Here is a 1740-nt window from a genome sequence, read left to right as displayed (position 1 = left end):
GTCCCTGCACGGGACCAGAACACCAGATTGATCACGACCTCACACAGGCCCTAGTGAGGTGGTTCCGTCGGCAGCTCGCCCCGCTGGCCTAGAACGTAGACGGTCGGAGGATCGTCACGATTGATGATGCCGGTCAGGTACGACGGGGCGATCAGCTCATCGAAGACGAAGCGGCGCTCCTCGGCTGAGAGACGGCGGTAGTCGATTCCCGGGAGCGCGCCGGCAGGGCTGAGCGATGCACCGTACCGGCCCGGCGGCGAGCGCCGCCGCCCGCCTGGTGTCCCGCTGGACGGCCAGGCGCTCATCCTCGCCGGGCAGATCCCGGTACACCCGCACCTCGGTATGAAAGGCAGCCGGCTCCTGTGCGGTCCACGGACGTAAACGCCCACTGGCAACGGCACGCTCAGCGGCAGGTTGGTGCCGCCACACGCTGCCGACGAGCTCGTTGTCGTACAAGACAGTGCCGTCGCGCCGGACCACGGTGATCCGGTCGGCCAACTGCTCGGCGTCGACGACCGCAAGGGTGGAGAGCATGTTCTTTGTGAGGCCGCCGCGGGCTCGGGCGGCCGGTATGTGCCGTGGAGGAAGCGCAGAACTCCGTCGGATCGGTGAGGGCGGATTCGACGACCGCATCGAACCGGCACGCTCGCATGTGCCTTTCGTCCTCGGCCTACCGGCGGCTCGTGTCCGGTCGGACCGTTGCGCCGACCGTACGGACGTTAGCGGCAAGCAGAGCGGCGTAGTGGCGGTGGACAGGCTTGTGAGATCCCGGCAAATGCGCACCGCCCCTCCGCGCATCGTGAGCGCTGCCCGATGAGGTCGCCGACCCGGTCTTTCCGGCGCCGGGCTGGCCTGCGACGACCACCACGACCGACTGCTCTTGTGACACGGGCTGGCGAGCAGCCGCCGGCCGGGATAGCGCCATCCCTTCCCCATCTCGATCACACACGCGAGGGTAAAATCAAGGTTAAAATAAACTCAAATCCGAGGTTAAGTCCTGCTAGTGTTCGGGGTGGAGGTAAAGCATGCCGACGGAAGACGAGCTGTTCGCTGCTGTGGACGCGCTACTCGCTGGCGAGCCGGAGATGCCCGGGCCCGCTGAGCGAGCCCGGCTGCGCGAGGCGGCAGGGATTACGCAGACCCGGCTCGCGCAGGTGCTGCAGACGACGACGCAGACCGTGAAGAACTGGGAGGTCGGCCGCTCCGAACCGCGCCCCCCACGCCGCCAGGCCTACCAACGGCTACTCGATGGATGGGCGGAGCGGTTCCCGGCCGGTCACGACTCCGCCGCCCGGGACTCAGTGGCGCCCCAGACGTTCACCAACCAGGCCACCCCGGCTGAGAATGCTCCGCCCACAGGCCTAGCCCTGGACGCCGTAGCTTCGCCCGAGAACACCCAGACCGCCCCGGCTCCCGCCGCTGCCGAGCGGGCAGCGCCGCCGCGTCCGGCGCCCACCACCAGGAGTACGTCGACGTCGCGCCGCCCGGCCACGGTGAAGGCGGACCCCGCCAATACATCGGCGGGCAGCGCCGATCCGCGCTTCGAGAACGGACCGCTCGCGGTCATCGATGTCGACGCCGACGGGCAGGTGCTGGCGTACTGCGTCGGCGGCCTGGTCCTGGACGTGCCCGCCAAGTCGATCCCGGCCCTTGTTGACTGGACGCTGAAGGAGGCGAAGCTCGGGCAGCCGAAGCTGTCCGGGCCAGGCAAGGACTGCGACCCGCTGCTCGTGCTTACCG

Annotated in this window: 3 protein-coding genes; 1 reads left to right on the top strand and 2 read right to left on the bottom strand. The window is 68.7% G+C overall.

Going from position 1 to position 1740, the window contains the following annotated elements:
• Window positions 1-156 precede the first annotated feature (156 nt).
• Both AB0N17_RS46515 and AB0N17_RS46510 read right to left on the bottom strand, forming a co-directional pair.
• Window positions 157-534, bottom strand: a complete 378-nt coding sequence (locus AB0N17_RS46515; RefSeq protein WP_366017708.1) for a hypothetical protein — start codon at window positions 532-534, stop codon at window positions 157-159.
• A gap of 136 nt (window positions 535-670) precedes the next feature.
• Entirely contained in the window at window positions 671-925 is a 255-nt protein-coding gene (locus AB0N17_RS46510) for a zeta toxin family protein (protein ID WP_366017707.1), read from the bottom strand.
• Between the two features lie 100 nt (window positions 926-1025).
• On the opposite strand from AB0N17_RS46510, the gene AB0N17_RS46505 reads away from it, so the two are divergent.
• The coding region (locus tag AB0N17_RS46505; RefSeq protein WP_366017706.1) for a helix-turn-helix domain-containing protein at window positions 1026-1740 on the top strand (715 nt) is incomplete at its 3' end.

This window comes from Streptomyces sp. NPDC051133, assembly GCF_040682635.1.
Taxonomy (GTDB): Bacteria; Actinomycetota; Actinomycetes; order Streptomycetales; family Streptomycetaceae; genus Streptomyces.
Note: the sequence above shows the minus strand (reverse complement) of the source record. Positions and strands in the feature narration are given on the sequence as shown.

What these genes read in the sequence shown, in the direction of transcription:
- AB0N17_RS46515 (WP_366017708.1), bottom strand. Translation starts at nt 534, where the DNA reads ATGCTCTCCACCCTTGCGGTCGTCGACGCCGAGCAGTTGGCCGACCGG.
- AB0N17_RS46510 (WP_366017707.1), bottom strand. Translation starts at nt 925, where the DNA reads ATGGCGCTATCCCGGCCGGCGGCTGCTCGCCAGCCCGTGTCACAAGAG.